Genomic DNA, 17,529 nt, shown 5'->3' with positions numbered 1-17,529 from the left:
GACCGAGAAATTTGGGCGAATATACCTTGTTGGTGTTTTAGGATAAAAAAAGAGTAAAAAGCTTAAGATTGGTTAATATTTTGCCATTCTATTAACAAAAGATGTTATAAGTTAAATCAGAAGGAAAATATAACATAAAAAAAAGTAGGGTTTCTACTTTTTTAACTGTTTATATTAAAATCAAACTTATTATTACACAAATGAAAAAAATTATTACTCTATTACTAACACTAGCTTTTTTTATTTCAGGATATTCACAATTTAATGCTGATGCTCCTTGGATGAAAGAACTTAATGATCGAAAAAAAACTTCTGAATTTAATGAGCCTATAAAATTCCAGGAGATTGTGGATGCATTTAATGCTTACTGGAAAGATAAGGATCATACTAAAAAAGGATCTGGATATAAACCTTTTAAACGATGGGAGAATTATTGGAAACATTTCGTTAAAAAAGATGGAACATTACCAACTCCAAAAGAAATGTTACAAGTCTGGAACCAGAAGGAGGAAATGAAAAATGCCATGGCTGATGTAAGTAATTGGCAATCATTAGGGCCTTATATTCATACCAATACAGGATCATGGTCATCAGGGCAAGGACGTGTTAATGTTATCGCTGTGGATCCTAGCAACCCAAATACGTATTATGTAGGAGCTCCTGCAGGAGGAATATGGAAGTCTACCGATTCAGGAACAACTTGGACTCCTTTATCAGATAATTTATTACAAATAGGAGTTTCTGCTATTGCCATAGATCCTAGAGATTCTGATATTATTTATATCGGTACAGGAGATGATGATGCTGGGGATTCTTATAGTTTAGGTGTATTGAAATCAACAAATGGAGGGACAACCTGGAATTCAACAGGATTGTCTTTTTCTGATACTAGCTCTACTATTAATGAGTTGTATATAGATCCAGTTGATAATGATAAAATATTTGTGTCTTCTAATAGAGGATTCTACAAATCAACAGATAACGGTGCTACTTTTACAAGAACCTTATCACAAGACTTGGATGATGTAAAGTTAAAACCTGGGGATTCTAATGTAATTTATGCTGCTACTGAAAATCAAGTGTTTAAGTCTATAGATAATGGAGATACATTTAGTTTAGCTTCTACTGGACTACCAGCTGCTGGAGGTAGAATAGCATTAGCTGTTACTTCAGATGCGGTTAATAATGTATATGTATTAAGTGCAGCAAATAATTTTACGTTTCAAGGAATTTATAGGTCAGAGGATTCTGCAGATACTTTTACGAGGTTGGATGATGCTAGTCAAGATTTATTTGGTGGATCTGGTCAGGCCTGGTATGATTTAGGTTTCGAAGTTTCGGACAATAACAAGAATGACATTTATGTAGGCGTTTTAGATGTATATAAATCTACCAATGAGGGTACTTCTTTTGTTCAATGGAATAGTTGGAGTGCGCCAAGTGGATCTACATATACGCATGCAGATATCCATATGATTAGAGATATTAATGGCGCAATCTTCTTTGGAACAGATGGAGGTTTATATAGATCTGCTGATGGAAACTCGACTGTAGATTTAACAGAAGGTTTGGCAATTGGACAGTTCTATCGTATAGCAGTTTCTACAAAAACTTCGGCAAATATGGTTGGAGGATTACAAGATAATGGTGGATATGCTTATAGTAATAGTAATTGGAAAAATTATTATGGAGCTGATGGAATGGACACTGCAATCGATCCTAATAATCCAGATAAATATTATGGGTTTATTCAGAATGGAGGAGGATTGTATATTTCTAATGATGCGGGTGCTTCATTAGCAGGATCTATTAGTGCTCCCGAAGGTGGTAATTGGATTACGCCACTAAAAATGAGTAAAGAAGGAGAATTATATGCAGGATACAGTAGCCTATATAGATTAGATAATGGTAGCTTCACTAAGATCTCTCAAGCATTTTCGTCAAGGCTAAATGGTGTAGAAATCGATCCATTAGAGACCAATTATATTTATGTGTTTTTTGGAAGTGAATTACATAAAAGTGAAGACCGTGGAAGTACTTTTAGTAATATAGAAACATTTACAGGAGAAACTATTACTAGTGTTGCGGTTAACAGTACCGATAATTCTATAGTATATGTCACTACAGCTAATGCTGTATACAAGTCTATAAATGGTGGTACTGATTTTAGTAACATATCGTTTAATTTACCAAGTGATGTTAAACTAGTTGTGAAACATCAATCTTTACATACAGACAACCCTATTTTTGTAGGAACTAGTTTAGGGGTGTATCGATTGGATGACACAGCCAATACTTGGGAACCATTTTTAAATAATCTTCCTAACGTAGCGGTAAGAGACATAGAAATTAATATAAATGATGGAAATATTACCGCAGCTACTTATGGACGTGGAGTATGGCGATCTGATATCCCAGTGATCGCGGTAGCTAATGATTTACAATTAGCATCAGTATCTATTGATAATAATAGTCAAATTATTTGTAACAGTATTTCTCCAAAAGTTACAATAAAAAATAATGGGACCAATACAGTGACTGCTTTCAATGTTCAGTATAAGGTAGATGGAGGTAATGCTATTAATCAATCTTGGACTGGTAATTTAACAACAGGAAGTACGGCAGATATAGATTTTCCTGAAACAAATGTGACAGAGTTAGGAAATCATTCATTAAACTTTACTGTCCTTATGCTTAGCGATGCATTTTCTGTAAATAACACGGGTTCTTTATCTTTTAATAAGAATAATAGTACTACTGTAGGTATAAATGAATTTGAAAGTAGTAATGATAATTTGTTAACGATAGGAGGAGAATGGGAGCGAGGAGTACCTTCGGGAGCACTTCTTAATACTGCAGAATCTGGGCAAAATGTATACGGAACCAATTTAGACGGGAACTATGCAAATGGAGTTGTTAGTCATTTGATTTCTAATTGTTATGACTTGACGACAATTGAAGATCCTGTTTTAAAATTTAATATGGCATTTGATATAGAGTTAGATTGGGATTTTATGAATGTAGAATATTCTCTTAATGGAGGAGAAAGCTGGAATATCCTTGGATCTGCAAATGATTTAAATTGGTATAACAGTAATACGCTACCTAATAATGCTAACTGTTTTAATTGTCCTGGTGCGCAATGGACAGGAACAGATTCAACTATGAAAGAATATAGCTATGATCTTGCTGCTTTAACAAATGAGCAAAGCTTTATTTTTAGATTTAATTTTGTGACGGATGGAGCAGTTAATCAAGAAGGAGTTGTTATTGATAATCTATCTATAGAAGGTAACCTACTTAGTGTAGTAGATTTTGAGAATAAACCTGCTTTGAGCTTATTTCCAAATCCATCAAGAGATATATTTAATATTCAATGGAGAAATGCAACAGAGGTTTCTTATAGAGTTTTTGATGTAGCGGGTAAAATGATAGCGTCTAAGAATTCATTAGATACTTCAGAAACTACTGCTCAGATTGATTTATCAAATTACTCTAGAGGTATGTACTTCTTAGAAGTTTCTATGGATAATGTGAAAGAAACAATGAAACTAATTAGAAATTAATAGTGTTTAATTTCTTCTTAAAAAGAAAGAATTATTAATAAATGTGTGTTTTACTTCAGAACCTCTATACAATAAAGTATAGGGGTTTTGTTTTATATATGTTCCACTACACTATTTGAGGATGATCAAATAGAAATACTCATAATAAAACCCCTAACATCATAATGTTAGGGGTTTGTTAGTCTATATTTATATTTTTTTGATGTTTTGATTATTAGGTTAAATCTATTCTACTAACTCAAACTCAGCTGGAGCGGTAATGTATGTAATTTTAGCAATAAATCCTGTATCCACTAATTGTGCAATATTTTCTCCTTCTGCAAGCGTTATTTGGTTTAATTGACTTTCGATTTTGTTAAATGTCATACTGTATATTATTCCATTTATAGTATATTCTACAGTTGTAGTTCGTACTTCACCTTCACCTTCTCCATCTACACGTATCATTATAGCGTAGTTTTCATTAGGGTTAATACAATCAAATAATGAGATAGCGGTACCATCTTGTTTTACAAAAGCAATACTCTTAGGAACTATAGTTGTAACAGGTACGGTTTCATCATTAGAACAATTACTAAATAAGATACAGATGATTATTACGAAAATGTATGATTTTATTTTCATGATTATTCTTTTAAATTAATTATGATTTCTTTGATGATACTGCCTATTTTAACTTCGTAAGTAGCAATTTCCAGATTGTTAAATATAGTTTCACCATTTACTATCGTTTGTTTAGAAAAAGTGATACCGTCTTTAATGAGTTCTACCTCCTCGTTATTTTGGGTAGAGACTATTTTTATAGCACCACCTTCATAACAAACAGCATCTTTTTTATAATAGGTTACATTGCCAGAACTTAACTTAACCGTAACTGTCCATTCTTCAATAATAGATTGATCTTCGGATAATACATTAAACAATACTGGATTGCTAAAATCTATACTATTCTCTACTGACGTTTGCTCAATGGTTCCGATATATAATTTTGCACCAGAACTAAGCTCAAAAGTAGGACTGAGTGTTGTGATATCTTCACTACTATCAATCAAAAGTGTAATCTGATTATTATTAAAAATTTTATCTTTTGTGGTAACATTTGCAAACTCAAAATCAATGATATCTGCCATAGTGTTTAGTGCTGGACTAGCAATACTATATGCTTGAAATACATCTCCATAATGTTTGTCAATTTCAAAATTTTGAGTTTTATCAATAGTAATGATTCTGTCGTTAGTAGCATCATAAATTTCAAAATTTATGGATTCGTTTTATTTCTTGTGTTATTAATGAGTACAATGTAGATTTTACATTACCTGTTACATACAGTTTTATTGTTTTTTTTGGCTTATTTAAAATTACTAAAGCTTCACTTAGCTCATTTTTAAAAACAGCTCCATATTTCCAAAAATGATTACCTTTAAGAAAGTCCTTCAATCGACAAATTAGTCTTTCAATAAGACCAGAAGGCATAAACTCATAATATATTTCGTATTTTAAAGATTCAGGTATCTCAAATTGAGATTTATTTATAGAATCTGGGGGCATTGCTTGCAATAATGTGGGAATGATATATAGATTATTAGAGCCTATTACTTTAAAGCATATCTCAAATTTTTCCATCAATAATAAAATTTTGTGATAATTTACTGATGGGTATTTTGTTTCATCAAGAAGTTTTGATAAATCGTCGGCATTAAATAATCCATCATTTTTTTGAATTTCTAAAGAATGGATTAACTCATAGATAGCTTTTGTCAACCAATCAGGGTTGGTAATGACTAAATCTTTCAATGCAAAATCATCTTTGAAATGAACAATATCTCCTAAATCATTTAGGTAGGAACTTAAAAAAGTAGTGTACCACTTATTGTTCAAATTACAAATTGTTTCAAACTCCTGATATGTGATAAAATCCTTATTTAATTCTTTGAGTTTTTTTCTAATATCATCCCATGATTTAGGTACTTCATCAGCTATATGGGGCAGCTCTACGATTGTGTTGGTAATCTTATCTATCAAATCTTTTATCCCTTCTTTGCTGACACAAGAAACTCTATAAAAACCTATTATATTTTTAAATCGTTCTTTATAGCTTACTTCATCAATGTTTTTAATCCCGTTATCTAATTTATTCATTACTATGATAATAGGACTATCATTACTTAAGCGTTGAATTACATTTAACCAGTAATCAAAACTTTCCTCTTCATTATCAGGACGCGAATCCCATACAAAAAGATATACAGACCTTTGTGTTAGAAAAAATTGATGAGTTCCATATAATAACTCTTGACCCCCAAAATCCCATAAGTTAATTCTAATGTCTTTCTCAAAAAAAGCACTATTATCAATATGGTAGGGTTCTTCTGAAACTCTTAATTCAATTAGATGGTCATCGAAATCACCGGATTTCAGATATTCTGAAATATGTGTATGAGTCTCAACCATAATAGTTTTTTCCATTGGTTCACCATTTTGATAAAATTCTACATCAATATCTTCTTCATAGCCAATGAAATAAATATTTTCATAATCTTCTAGAGAATAATAAGGCAACTTAGCAGGAAAATACATAGGGTGATTCATGGTTTCTATATTAATACCATGAGTAGGTTTTTCATTTCCAATTTTGATTTCATTCGATGGGTTTTTAAGAGTTTTCATTAATGTAGTTTTGCCAACATTTCCTTTTCCTACTAGCAATAACTTAGTTTCAAATAATCGTTTTCTATTATTTGTTTTTTTTAAAGCATCTACGTAATAATTTATATATAGTAGATTATCTTGAGATTCTAATTCAGGAGGTAGACCTTTTAGAAAGGGGTTGTCATCAAAAATTATTTTAGTGTCATCATTAAGAAAAAATAATTCTTTGGGTATAAAGTTGAAATCATTACTTGATATATTAATTTCTTTTAAAGAGTAATATTTCCCTAATTTAAAATGGACATCTTTAATACTATTGTTACTAATATCTAAAAATTGAAGGTTGTCTAATTCTGTTATCGAGTCTGGAAAATTGAGAAGTTGGTTATGACTTAAGTCGATATCAAGTAAATAAAACATGTCCGAAATGTCTATTGGTATTTCGGTCAAACTTAATCCACTTAAATTCAAGTATCGTAGTCTATTTTCCTTTACTTGATTTATTCTTTCTATTGCAATTTTTATATTACTAGTAGTCATTTTAAGGCTTAAGATATTGTTCTATTATAAAGACATAGAAACTAGTGAGTATTTTAAAGCTTCTATTAATAATGAGCTAATCAATTTTCTAAAACAATTTGCATATATCTACATCCAAAGCTTTAGCGATCTTATGCAGTGTGAGTATGGTTGTATTGATCTCATATCTTTCTATACGACCTATTTGATTTTTTGGTATATCAGCTTCGATGGCTAATCTATCTTGAGATAGCCCCTTCTTTTCTCTAAGTTCTCGGATACGATCACCTGTGTTTTTTATAACTGATATTTCTTCTTTGTTAAACATTCACGTAAAAATGATAGTCTTAGTTTGTTTTTTCGGACACATATATGTGTCTTTTTAAAAAGAATTGCTTTTATTTGAACTCAGAAATACGAGTTTTGTGGAATTCCACTATGAATATCATAACCTCTGTAATTATTTTACTAATATTAAAACCAAATTAAAGATGAAGAGACCTAGACTAATTTTTATGATTTTATCAATGACTTTGATTGCTTGCTCAAGTGATGATGACAACAATTTAGAGAATAATCAAGGAGTAGAGCTCACTGGGATATGGATCAAGCAATCTAGTTTGCTAAACGGAAATCAGGTCACATCTCAGGATATAGTAGAATTTACCTCTGATAATAAAACAATTTTTACTTATAAAAGCTCTGGGGCTAATGGAGCAGATGTTCTGGAGACTGGTAAATGGAGTAAAAACAATAATGACCTTACTGTTACTTGGGATGATGCTGATCCGGGATCAGAAGTATATGAATTAGAAATTACAGAACTTACTGAAACTACTCTTAAATGGAGTACAGTTATAAGTGGAGAAGGAACGTTAGTAGAAACATTTACCAAATAACCTCTAAGATCTATTAATAAAGAGCCTCTAAGAAATTAGAGGTTTTTTTTGGATCAAGACCTAAAGTTATGTTTATTAAAAAATACTGTTAATCTATACAGAAAGAATTCTACACTTATAATATCTGCAAACAATTGATTTGCATTTTGTTATGTAATAATTAGTTTTGTACTTTTATTACCTCCTATATTATTTTGCAGTGATGCTACTTAGTTAACATTAGTGGTTCTTTGGTCTGCAATACTACTTATTTAGTTGCTTTTTATTATTACTTAATTCGAATTGGATATGAAAACAATTTCTATGAAAAGAAAGTTAAAACAGTATATGCTAGTTCTATTTGTATTGATAGGTATGTCATCCTGTATGTCAACTAAGGTTATTGGCAGTTATCATAGTAATACTTTAGATAATGAAGAGTGTCAAACGGTCTCGCATTGGAAGTATTGGTGGGGTATTGGTGGAACTGACGAAATTCTTGTTCAAACAGAATCAAAAGATACTGAATGTTATTGTGAGAATAATGCGTTGGCTTCAGTAGAAGTTAGAAGCTCTTTCGGAGATTTTTTACTTACTCTTGTAACGCTAGGAATGGTGAATCATAGAACAATCAAATACGAATGTGCTGAAACCGATGAAGGAGAACAACAATCTTAAAAAAGAAACACTATGATTCCAGAAGGTATTAGTTTACGACCGAAATCGCAATGGACAAATTCTCACGAAAATTTTACTCAAAAACTAATTAGGGATGCTTCGTTTAAATTAAGGAATCCTAAAGGGGGAACAGGGTGGAATAGATACCGTGCTACAACTAGAAATTTTCAATGGTTAATAAATCATGCTATCGATAGAAACATAAGATTAAGAGCTTTAGGTAGAGGTTGGTCGTTTTCAAAAGTAGGTGTAACCGATGGAGGTATTATTGACACCCTTTCTTTAACGTTTTCATTTAGAGTAATCAATCAAGATATAAACGCAGGATATGCTAAAAGCTCTGAAGATTTGTATTTTTTACAATGTGGAACTAAAATTCATCAAATTAACACGAGACTTTCTCAAAAAAAACCACAACGCTCTATTAAAGCTTCTGGAGGCAGTAATGGGCAAACCATTGCGGGAGCACTTTCAACAGGAACCCATGGAGCAGCCTTTAAAGTAGGTGCTATTCAAGATTTTGTAGTAGGACTTCATATTGTTTCAGGGGCTGATAAACATGTCTGGATTGAACGTGCATCCTACCCTGTAGCTTCTAATACATGGACAGAACGATTAGAAGTAGATGAGGTAATCAAGGATGATGAAATATTCAATGCAGCTTTAGTTAGTTTTGGAAGTTTTGGATTCATACATGGGGTTATGATTGAAACAGAATCTCAATTTTTATTAGAAGAACGACGTATAGGTAATATCCCCTTTAGTGCTCCTTTAAAAAAGGCGATGACACAATTGGATTTTAGTGATTTGGTTTTAGAGGGCGAGGAACCAAACAAGGAGCTATATCATTTTGAAGTACTTTTTAATTTGCATAATTTCAAACCAAACAACACAAAAAAAGGAGCTTTCCTAAAGTATATGTTTAAAATGCCTTATGATCCAAATGTAATAAACTTACTTCCGTCTAGCAACTTTAAATATGGAGAAGATTTATTAGGAATTATTTCTAGCCTTTTAGATCGTCTTTCTTTTATTTCGGATGTAATGATACCTCCATTAGTAAATGTAATGTTTAAAGACGCATTTAAGCCTAGAGACCCTCAAACAGGGACTATAGGGCAGATATTTAATTTTACAAAATTTAGAGGGCAAGTAGCTAGTGCTGCTATAGGAATAACCGCAGAAGATTCTGCTAGAGCAGTAGAATTAATAATGGAAGTAAATAAACAAAAGCCCTTTCCTGGTGGTTTTTCACTTCGTTATGTTAAAGGGACGAAAGCAACTTTAGGGTTTACTAAATTTTCTAAAACCTGCGTTTTAGAAATGGATGGATTAGATGGAAAAGCTTCAAGAGAATTTTTAAATGCTGTATGGAGTATCTTTGAAGAAGAACAAATACCATATACATTGCATTGGGGTAAGATCAATTTTAATCTCAATGAAAAAAGAGTAAAAAGAATGTATGGTACTGCCTCTGTAGCATCGTGGATTGATGCTCGAAATCATTTGATGACAATCCCTTCCATGTCGGTCTTTACAAATGAATTTATGGAAGTGTGTGGTTTAGATAAAACTCAGGGTGAAATTGTTTAATATTTGATATCAGTACTTTATATTAGTGTGGCTATTGAGAATACCCCTTTATATCGAACAATAAAATTTTTGACAAAGATCGGGGCATTAGAGTATATAGATAAAATAACCCTCTAGGTTCAAAAAAGAAAATCGAATATATAGAAGGGTAGTGGGGTCTTGGGTTTTGTTTTTTGCTCAAAACTTTTTGACTTTTTGTTTAAGAGAGAAGAGTGTCGATTAGCTTACCTATGTCACCCTTTTAACCTTCTATATGTTTTTGTCGTTTATTCTTTTAAATAGAAAGTTGTTAATATATTCGAGTACCTTGGTTTTAGAGAGTTGAGGTGTGTTAGTCACCATACATTTTCATTACTCTTGTGCGTATGTTTTAAGGTCTCTTTGAATTGTATCCCTATAGTAATTTATAAATAAGATAGAATAGTATCTATGTTGAGCCATTTACAGATCATGGTAAATAAAATATTTACGTTACAAAAGCTGTTACAAATTAGAGTTTTACACAATAAAAAAAACCACAACTACTTTGTTATTAAGTGATTGTGGTTTTTGCTTGTGACCTCGGCAGGATTCAAACCTGCAACCTCTTGAGCCGTAATCAAGATATATGTTATTGTAAAACATTGTATAACAATAATTAAGGAAATTATTATTAATGTATCGTAAACTTTTCGTAAACTATTATATTCTATTTGCTATCTTTATTCGACCCAAATATTCTTTTAAAAAGCCCCTTTTTCTTTTTTTTGATAGAATCTTTAGATTTAATAATATTGGTTTCTGCTGTATTTTCTAAGGTTGGATCAACGGAAAAATCAACATTACTACCCTTTTTTGCTTTTAATTTTTTTATCTCAGTGTTAAATTCGTTAGTAATACTGGTGGTCTCTTTTTTTATAGCGGCCTCAATTAGTGATTTTTGATTATTTAACATTCTTTCTGCTGCTGTAAGCGAAAAATAATAACCACCTGTCATTCCTACTATTAACATAATAACGATTATAATTAAATTCTCTGCTAAGTTTTTGAAGTTTATACCAATCATAATTTCTTAAGCCTTTTATATTGTATTAATTTTTTCTTTGGATACGCCCTAACAGAAACTTGATTATTTTGATTACCTCCCAAAATATACACAAACCCATTTGTTTCTCTAACAAAAAAACCAACATGACCTTTCCAACTTTTAGGATTTTCACGCCATAAAATAACTATATCTCCTTGCGCTGGTAATTCAACATTTATCCCAACATTCAGCCAGCTTCTCGCGTTAAGTTTTCCTGTAAATTCATATCCTGTTACCTTACAACACCAATTAACGAATGCTGAACACCAAGCCGTCTCATCTTTCATTTTTTTACCATCGAAACCGATTTCATCAAAGTATTTTAACACTTCAGGATTATCGTTGATACCTTTTATTTCTTTGATTCCATATTGAGAAATCGCTTTAAGGAAGTGATCCATTTATCTAATTTTTTGGTTAACAAAATTCTTTTCCAATAGAAGGCTAGGGTAGTAGCTATAATAAGGGGTCCTGCTGATAAAATAGTTTTTAAGAAGAATTGTTCAACAAAGCTTCCAGTAAAAAGAGCAATAACTAACATACAAATCTCAAATAATGGTTTATTCATTTGGGTTTCCATTTTTACTAAACTTATTGATTAAAGAATCGGAGATTTTTATGAATTTAGCACCACCCCAACAGAACACAAAGGCTATTGATAGAATTGCACCATCCTTTCCAAATAACTCGAATTTCTTAGGAACTCTATCCGTCAAATAAAAGTAATCAAGTAAGTGAGGGTAGAAAACCATAAATGTTAATAACATACCCATACTCCAAAAGAATATTTTCCCAATAATGTTTCGTGTTTTCATATTATTTTAATTTAAATTAATAATTAACCATTCATCTGTAGATACATGAATTATATATGCAGCTTTACCAGTATTTAAAACTGCATTTCCTCCTACTAGCGATACGCCAGACCCTGGAGTAATTGTAACAGATGTAGATCCTTCGTTATTCAAAAGAATTTTACTTCCTTCAGAAATAGGAATTGTAGCATTATTTTGAATCGTATAGGTCAAATTAGCTCCTGCAGTAAAATTAATTACGCCATTTGCTTCTGATAACGCTGCCGTTCTATTAACCGAAAACTGGGAGATTGTAGGTGCTGATAAATAGGAGTTTGTATCTACACTTCCATTGTCTTTTAGAAATCCCGATCCTGTTCCTCCAGTGCTTAAACCAGAAGCGAAGACCGTACCAGTTAAATACGCATTTCTAAATCTTCTACCAGAGAATCCAAAATCAGTAACTCCAGTGGTTGCTGGATTCAATTGTGATACATCAAAATTTATGGAGGTCAATGTACCTGCAGTTGTATTCCTTGCACGTATGTATGTTGATGCGTTCAATGCATAAAAATCCAGTTCATATATATTCGTACTAAATACGTTTCTAACGGCTATTCTTGGGGAGGTATTTGTACCATTATCCAACGTTAGATTCTGAGAAGTATCCAAACCACTTGCACTACTTTGCCAACCATTACCTCCTAGTTCAGAATCAATAGCTGAGACTATTTCTGTTCCTGTTTGATCTGCCGTCGCATTCGATTCTATTCCATCTAACTTACTTTTGTCTAAACCAGATTGCAATCCAGATTCTCCACCAGCAATTACTTCTGGTAGAATTACGTTATTACCCGAGCTACTGCCAATTTCTCTGGTTGTAGAATCATATGATAAATCTGTGGAACCGCCTGAACCGTCACTAGTTATAATTTGATCTTGTGGTCTTAGTATAAAACTAATCCCTTCTGTAATAGGGTCAATTATAGTGATGGGACCTAATGAAGCTGGATAAATCAACGTATTTGTAAAATCAATAGTTTTCGCAGTAGTACTTCTAAATGTACAATTATCAAATATCGTTGTGCCTAGATGCCTTAGTCGCATGAAACGGTTTGAACTACCTATTACACTACTTGCTACGTTTAGGTTAAACTCACTATCAGTAAATCTGAAATTCACATTCTTTGAAGGAGTATCTAGAATATAGGAATTGGTATTGGTCCAATTAAATACACCTTCAGGAATCGTTGCAATTAATTTGCTAAAATTCAATGTCGGTGTTTGAGATACAATACTGTTTTCAAATTGTGTTAATTGAAAATATATGAACCCATCAACGGTAAAATTCTGTACAATAATATCTTTCGGAAATCCCGTTACAAAAGATACAGATTCTTCACTATAAACATTGGATATATTGGTAATAGGAAAATTTGCTGCTCCGATGAAATCTCGTGAGGTTAATGGAGTTCTTGCACCACTTACTTTAAGACCTTCAATTACACCTCCAAAATCGTTAACAGGAACAGGAATATTAGCGAATAAGGTAAAACCAGTAAAATCTAGAGGTTTATAAGCACTAGGATCCGTGATTTCACTAGAAACTCTGGAAATATCGTTAAGTCTTACATCAGTATCGATGATGTCATATGTAAGATCCGTATTACCGAAGATATAAGAACTTCTTATTTTATCAAATGTCATAGGATTATCCTTTACCAAAGACTTAACCCGATTATTTGAACTAGTATTCTTAAGTTCATTAAAAAATACATTATGTAATTCGTTGTCTTTTACAGTTACAGAGTTTCCTTCTATTGTTATCCTTCCATTAATAACAGTATTGTTGGTAAACACATTATTCCGCCCCAATGATATGCTTGAATGATTAAATACACTGTTTGTTATAATTGTATTTCGTCCTCTATCAAATCCATTATCTACGAAATCTGCGTGCAACAATCGATTAGGATCAGTACTAGCTTCAACTGTTACCCTATCAACTTTTACATCAACGGTTCCAACAAAATTTATAGCTCCAGCATGCATGTTTTCAAACCTTAAATTAATTAGGTTTACATTTCTTGCTGCCCTTCTTTGATCTTCTATATTGATTCCATACGCTGGTAACGTATTTCCTATATTCTTTATGGTACTGTTTTGCCAAGTTGTAAAAGAGGCAAGATTAGCACCTCCATGTCTACCACAGTTTGAAATATTTACATTGTTATAGGTTACATTCTCAGGGTTTAAAGGAGCACGAACCTGAGCATCAATAACAGTTAAATCTAGCGGCATTTCTATTACCAACCTAACAGATTTGACATTATCATCAAACTCATATGTTTTATAGAATTCTTGTTCTTTTGAAGCAAATAGAAATATATCAGAATCATCATAATAATATGCCTTATATCTAGGAGTAATTAATCCAGCCCAACCAGCAAAACTAGGGCCTGAAAATTGATAGATCCTTCTGCCTATTCTAGACAAATTTTTAACTCTAGTATTTTCAAATTGAAAACCACTAATGTCTATTAAACTATTAGTATATGCGTAATTACTATCGGATGCGTCTATAACTCCAGAGTCACTAATATTACCTTGGATAAATTCACTTACTCCTGGATATGAAGGTGCATTAGATCCTTTAATGTAATTGGTGAATTGCAAATCTCCTGATGTATATACTCCATCACCTGTAAACCATTCTATATTTAGGTTTTCGAAATAACTATCATACGTTGCGGTTCCCAATATATGACCATGAAATCCCTCATCGGGTAATGTTCCACCTGCTGGATTACCTGTATAATTATGATAATCAAATTCACCTCTTAATATACCTCCTTTCCAAGTAGATCTATGAGTATCTTGGAACTTGATAAAATGACTTATCAATACACTAGTTAATTCAGTATGTTTAGTAGGTATTGCCCGAATGGTCGAGCCAAAAGCCTCTACACTTATATCATCGGTACCATTTCCGAATGCCCAAGTAGTAGGAAGAGTCCCGTAAGGATTTGGCACTGGAACTTGTGTCATACTCCTTAAATAAACTCCTTGATTAAAAATGAATTTACCTGATTTTTGATTTCTTACGTAAATCGCATTTTTTCCTGCATTGAAATTATCCTTTCCATAGAAAAATTTAGTATTGGCAACTGTTTGAGTAGCATTATCTTGAATTACTATTGTATTAGAATTAGTTACACTAACAATTGTCGAAACTAACGTAGGAACACTACTAAAATCATTCGTTTGAGTACTCAAGGCACCATATATAGAAATAACATCACCTACATCAGCGTTTGTGAAACTAGCTGAAGAAGAAGTTAATATATTTGTTCCTGTGGTGATATTACCATCAAAATGCTCTTTTCCATCGCCTATTAACCCAAAATTACTAGCTGAAATTCGATCATTTGTATTCCACGTACCCGCTATAGTTCCGTCAAAAGAATCTATAATTAGTTCGTCAGATATAGGATTAATATTACCATTTACGGCAGTATATGTATAAGTATCCAAATCTAAATACCCTCCACAATTCTGCAATGTGATGCCGTCTGCGGCAGTAATATCTTCCGTTAAAGTTATTACACTTTGTATACACGCAATTTTACCCGCATTGGCAGGATTTGTAAAATCACTAATAGTATTTGCTATAAACTCATTTAAATTATTATCTCCACTTCCACCGCCAGTACTTGGAATAACAATTGTATTACCATCACTAATACTTAAATTGTTACCCGATATTGATAATGTTTGATTATCCGTATCAATAGGTAAATTTTGGATCGCTGAAGCATCTAATCTTGAAGTTCCAGACAAAGATTCTAGTTTAGCGACTATTTGTGCTGCAGTATCTGAAGAACCACCTCCAGCTAATGATGACAAATCTAATGTTAAAGTTAAATTTCCATCTAAGGTAATAGACAATTCATTTGTTCCCGAATTAAAAGAAAAATCAGTTATAATCTGATCTGCATATTCAGATAAATCAACACTACCACCATTTTCTAAATTTAACAGATCTCCTAATTTTGTGAGTTGTTGATTATCAGATCCACTACCAGAAATGTAAGAACTAAGTAAGCTTGCTAAATACTGAATACTAGCTTCAGTATACTTTCCCGTAACACTATCTCTCAGCATTGGTTTTCCCTGCTCCGTTGCTTGCGGAAATGGTTTTGTAGATCTTTGTGCATTCCCCAATACACAAACTAGCATTCCAATTACAATGATTACTTTTTTCATAACTTATTTATCATGTATAGATTTATAATTATCCCAACTACTAATTAATCTTATCATTCCAGAATTATATTCACCGAAAGCAGCATAAGATGAGGATGGAGATATAGGATTTGATGTATCGTCGTCCATCCAACCACTAAGTAAAATATCTCCTGATTGAACACTTTGAAGTTCATTACCTTCTTTTTTAGCAATTTCTAATCCTTCTAAAAAAATAGTTCTTCTAGTTGTTACAGATTGAGCGCCATCATTCACGATTACTATTGTTTCTATACTCATAATGTATTTTTGATTTTTATTTTATAAATCAACTGTCTGTTACCAAAACCATAACCATCCAAAACAAAACAAACATTGCCAACACCAAAATCCTCACAATCAAATTCGATCTGTTTATAATCATCAATATCTACAACAATATCGTCCTCTTCTGATGAACCATATGTTTTAATAAGCGAGTTCTTTATCAAGTTTCTATATACCTTTATAGAAAAATTATCATTAAAAGGCATTTCTGGTCTTCTAATCTTTAGCTTTACTTTATCCAGAGTAGAAAACTGTAATTTCACAATCGAAGGACTATCTATTTTTACGATTTCATTCATCAGTTTTTCTTTGTTATTAAATATTAGATAGATTACATCACAAAAAATATAGTTGTATCAATGTCGGAATTAAGCCCAGAATAAGGGAATTTATATCTGATATTAATATCACCCGATGGAGAAACTTTTACTCTTATCACATTATTAGTATCATAAACATTAACAACAGTTTGGTACTGGGTTTGTGAAGGTCTATAACCAACAGGAAGAGCTGAAACCCAGTTAAGTAACTGTATTGTGGTTGGGTTGTTAACATCTTCTAAGTTCAGAAAATCTAGTATTAACATACCATTCCTTACTTGTGCTGTTGCAGTAAAAGAAGTTAATGGAGGAGGTAAGGACAGGTTGATTAAAGGTAAATTAATTGGATTATAAGCTTCATTCCATTCAACCGAACCGTCATTACTTACTTTTGTCAAAACATACCCCACTTGACCTGTTGAACTATGATTACTTGGTCTTATTTCCAGATCCATGCTAGATTCGATTCTCAGTAAATCAACACCATTAATAGTCGTAAGTTTTGATTCTAAATTTGCAGATGAACTGGTTAATCCTATTTTTATCAAGTTAAAGGATAAATCTGTATCATCATCACCATCATATATATCTAATCTAGATACTCCTTCCATAAATATTTCGGTTGTTTGACCATCTAAGAATCTCCCACCTAAACTAACATTACCCGAGGTTATATTTAAACCATTACCAAAAGTAAGATCTTGTCCTAAAGGCAACCATTCAGATCCCGTATATCGATATAATTCATTGTCATCCCCATAATATACCCAACCTTTTTCTGGATTTACTAAGTTAATAGACTTCGGTTTAAATCTTAATAGATCAACCGATGGAGCTTGCGAGAAAGCTTTTCCAACTAATAGTATTATTAATACTTTCAATAGATTTTTCATA

15 protein-coding genes are annotated in these 17,529 nt (G+C 32.1%); 4 read left to right on the top strand and 11 right to left on the bottom strand.

Annotated features, from left to right (window positions below):
- Positions 1–200: 200 nt before the first annotated feature.
- Positions 201–3,566 (top strand): T9SS type A sorting domain-containing protein, encoded by a 3,366-nt coding sequence (locus QBK95_RS03620; RefSeq protein ID WP_280930644.1) that lies wholly within the window; start codon positions 201–203, stop codon positions 3,564–3,566.
- 225 nt (positions 3,567–3,791) lie between these two features.
- Here QBK95_RS03620 and QBK95_RS03615 read toward each other — a convergent pair whose 3' ends face one another.
- The 4 genes from QBK95_RS03615 to QBK95_RS03600 form a co-directional block, all read right to left on the bottom strand.
- Positions 3,792–4,190 carry a hypothetical protein gene (locus QBK95_RS03615; protein WP_280930642.1) on the bottom strand — a complete coding sequence of 133 codons (399 nt, stop codon included), beginning with the start codon at positions 4,188–4,190 and terminating at the stop codon, positions 3,792–3,794.
- Between the two features lie 2 nt (positions 4,191–4,192).
- The gene (locus QBK95_RS03610; protein WP_280930640.1) at positions 4,193–4,696 is read right to left on the bottom strand and encodes an SGBP N-terminal domain-containing protein; all 504 of its coding nucleotides are present in this window, start codon (positions 4,694–4,696) and stop codon (positions 4,193–4,195) included.
- A gap of 121 nt (positions 4,697–4,817) precedes the next feature.
- Positions 4,818–6,755 carry a COR domain-containing protein gene (locus QBK95_RS03605; protein ID WP_280930638.1) on the bottom strand — a complete coding sequence of 646 codons (1,938 nt, stop codon included), beginning with the start codon at positions 6,753–6,755 and terminating at the stop codon, positions 4,818–4,820.
- 88 nt (positions 6,756–6,843) lie between these two features.
- The gene (locus tag QBK95_RS03600; RefSeq protein WP_280930636.1) at positions 6,844–7,062 is read right to left on the bottom strand and encodes a helix-turn-helix domain-containing protein; all 219 of its coding nucleotides are present in this window, start codon (positions 7,060–7,062) and stop codon (positions 6,844–6,846) included.
- Positions 7,063–7,225: 163 nt separating this feature from the next.
- Between QBK95_RS03600 and QBK95_RS03595 the strand changes: the two genes are divergently transcribed.
- The 3 genes from QBK95_RS03595 to QBK95_RS03585 all read left to right on the top strand — a co-directional run bounded on the left by QBK95_RS03595 (position 7,226) and on the right by QBK95_RS03585 (position 9,883).
- Positions 7,226–7,633 (top strand): lipocalin-like domain-containing protein, encoded by a 408-nt coding sequence (locus QBK95_RS03595; RefSeq protein WP_280930634.1) that lies wholly within the window; start codon positions 7,226–7,228, stop codon positions 7,631–7,633.
- Positions 7,634–7,936: 303 nt separating this feature from the next.
- Positions 7,937–8,290: a Bor/Iss family lipoprotein gene (locus tag QBK95_RS03590; protein ID WP_280930632.1), complete on the top strand. Its 354-nt coding sequence runs from the start codon at positions 7,937–7,939 to the stop codon at positions 8,288–8,290.
- Positions 8,291–8,302: 12 nt separating this feature from the next.
- Positions 8,303–9,883, top strand: a complete 1,581-nt coding sequence (locus tag QBK95_RS03585) for an FAD-binding protein (protein ID WP_280930629.1) — start codon at positions 8,303–8,305, stop codon at positions 9,881–9,883.
- A 688-nt stretch (positions 9,884–10,571) separates the two neighbouring features.
- On the opposite strand, the gene QBK95_RS03580 is transcribed toward QBK95_RS03585, so the two are convergent.
- The 7 genes from QBK95_RS03580 to QBK95_RS03550 all read right to left on the bottom strand — a co-directional run bounded on the left by QBK95_RS03580 (position 10,572) and on the right by QBK95_RS03550 (position 17,528).
- Complete coding sequence (locus QBK95_RS03580; protein ID WP_280930627.1) at positions 10,572–10,928, bottom strand: hypothetical protein; 357 nt, start codon at positions 10,926–10,928, stop codon at positions 10,572–10,574.
- Positions 10,925–11,350 carry a TIGR02594 family protein gene (locus tag QBK95_RS03575; RefSeq protein WP_280930626.1) on the bottom strand — a complete coding sequence of 142 codons (426 nt, stop codon included), beginning with the start codon at positions 11,348–11,350 and terminating at the stop codon, positions 10,925–10,927. Before QBK95_RS03575 ends, QBK95_RS03580 begins: the two co-directional genes overlap by 4 nt.
- Before the next feature lie 159 nt (positions 11,351–11,509).
- Entirely contained in the window at positions 11,510–11,764 is a 255-nt protein-coding gene (locus QBK95_RS03570) for a hypothetical protein (RefSeq protein ID WP_280930624.1), read from the bottom strand.
- 6 nt (positions 11,765–11,770) lie between these two features.
- Positions 11,771–16,009 carry a hypothetical protein gene (locus QBK95_RS03565; RefSeq protein WP_280930622.1) on the bottom strand — a complete coding sequence of 1,413 codons (4,239 nt, stop codon included), beginning with the start codon at positions 16,007–16,009 and terminating at the stop codon, positions 11,771–11,773.
- Between the two features lie 3 nt (positions 16,010–16,012).
- Positions 16,013–16,288, bottom strand: a complete 276-nt coding sequence (locus tag QBK95_RS03560; protein WP_280930620.1) for a hypothetical protein — start codon at positions 16,286–16,288, stop codon at positions 16,013–16,015.
- The gene (locus QBK95_RS03555; protein ID WP_280930618.1) at positions 16,285–16,614 is read right to left on the bottom strand and encodes a hypothetical protein; all 330 of its coding nucleotides are present in this window, start codon (positions 16,612–16,614) and stop codon (positions 16,285–16,287) included. Before QBK95_RS03555 ends, QBK95_RS03560 begins: the two co-directional genes overlap by 4 nt.
- A gap of 32 nt (positions 16,615–16,646) precedes the next feature.
- Positions 16,647–17,528 carry a hypothetical protein gene (locus tag QBK95_RS03550; protein ID WP_280930616.1) on the bottom strand — a complete coding sequence of 294 codons (882 nt, stop codon included), beginning with the start codon at positions 17,526–17,528 and terminating at the stop codon, positions 16,647–16,649.
- Between the last annotated feature and the right edge of the window lies 1 nt (position 17,529).

Origin of the sequence: Aquimarina mycalae, from assembly GCF_029906345.1 — a bacterium.
Taxonomy (GTDB): Bacteria; Bacteroidota; Bacteroidia; order Flavobacteriales; family Flavobacteriaceae; genus Aquimarina.
This window is presented reverse-complemented; position numbering and strand designations above follow the sequence as displayed.

Coding starts and splice junctions, on each gene's coding strand:
- QBK95_RS03615 (WP_280930642.1), bottom strand. CDS start 4,190: ATGAAAATAAAATCATACATTTTCGTAATAATCATCTGTATCTTATTT.
- QBK95_RS03560 (WP_280930620.1), bottom strand. CDS start 16,288: ATGAGTATAGAAACAATAGTAATCGTGAATGATGGCGCTCAATCTGTA.
- QBK95_RS03555 (WP_280930618.1), bottom strand. CDS start 16,614: ATGAATGAAATCGTAAAAATAGATAGTCCTTCGATTGTGAAATTACAG.
- QBK95_RS03595 (WP_280930634.1), top strand. CDS start 7,226: ATGAAGAGACCTAGACTAATTTTTATGATTTTATCAATGACTTTGATT.
- QBK95_RS03605 (WP_280930638.1), bottom strand. CDS start 6,755: ATGACTACTAGTAATATAAAAATTGCAATAGAAAGAATAAATCAAGTA.
- QBK95_RS03580 (WP_280930627.1), bottom strand. CDS start 10,928: ATGATTGGTATAAACTTCAAAAACTTAGCAGAGAATTTAATTATAATC.
- QBK95_RS03620 (WP_280930644.1), top strand. CDS start 201: ATGAAAAAAATTATTACTCTATTACTAACACTAGCTTTTTTTATTTCA.
- QBK95_RS03575 (WP_280930626.1), bottom strand. CDS start 11,350: ATGGATCACTTCCTTAAAGCGATTTCTCAATATGGAATCAAAGAAATA.
- QBK95_RS03570 (WP_280930624.1), bottom strand. CDS start 11,764: ATGAAAACACGAAACATTATTGGGAAAATATTCTTTTGGAGTATGGGT.
- QBK95_RS03600 (WP_280930636.1), bottom strand. CDS start 7,062: ATGTTTAACAAAGAAGAAATATCAGTTATAAAAAACACAGGTGATCGT.
- QBK95_RS03565 (WP_280930622.1), bottom strand. CDS start 16,009: ATGAAAAAAGTAATCATTGTAATTGGAATGCTAGTTTGTGTATTGGGG.
- QBK95_RS03590 (WP_280930632.1), top strand. CDS start 7,937: ATGAAAAGAAAGTTAAAACAGTATATGCTAGTTCTATTTGTATTGATA.
- QBK95_RS03585 (WP_280930629.1), top strand. CDS start 8,303: ATGATTCCAGAAGGTATTAGTTTACGACCGAAATCGCAATGGACAAAT.
- QBK95_RS03610 (WP_280930640.1), bottom strand. CDS start 4,696: ATGGCAGATATCATTGATTTTGAGTTTGCAAATGTTACCACAAAAGAT.
- QBK95_RS03550 (WP_280930616.1), bottom strand. CDS start 17,528: ATGAAAAATCTATTGAAAGTATTAATAATACTATTAGTTGGAAAAGCT.